We start from the raw sequence: 408 nt of genomic DNA on the forward strand, positions 1-408 counted from the left end.
CCCTTCGGCCACCGCGGCAAGAGCCTGCGCCCAGGGCTCGGGCTTCATGACCATACCGGCGCCCCCGCCGTACGGGGTGTCGTCGACGGAACGGTGCTTGTCCGTGGTGAAGCTGCGCAGGTCGTGGACATGCAGGTCCAGGATGCCGTCCTGGCGGGCCTTGCCAATCAGCGAGAGTTCAAGCGGGGCAAGGTATTCGGGGAAGATGCTGACGACGTCGATCCGCATCTAGTCCCGGCCTTCCGTTTCCGGGGCGGCGGCTTCGTCCGAGTTCAGTTCGAAGAGGCCGTCCGGCGGGGTAAGGAGAATGAAGCCTTCGCCGGGGTTTACTTCCGGGACGATCTGCTCCACGAACGGGATGAGGACCTCTTCGCCGGCCGGGGTGGTGACCACCAGGAGGTCCTGGAC

1 protein-coding gene and 1 pseudogene are annotated in these 408 nt (G+C 65.9%); both read right to left on the minus strand.

The genetic code is table 11. The features are described 5' to 3' along the window. Positions 1 to 228, minus strand: a pseudogene (locus AC1DKD_RS42285) (tRNA (guanosine(37)-N1)-methyltransferase TrmD); the annotation flags it as partial. Next, positions 229 to 408, minus strand: a 180-nt coding sequence (locus AC1DKD_RS42290) for a hypothetical protein (RefSeq protein WP_477144873.1), incomplete at its 5' end; no start/stop codon positions are given.

The sequence above is a fragment of the Cupriavidus sp. 05T313 genome, from assembly GCF_056396665.1.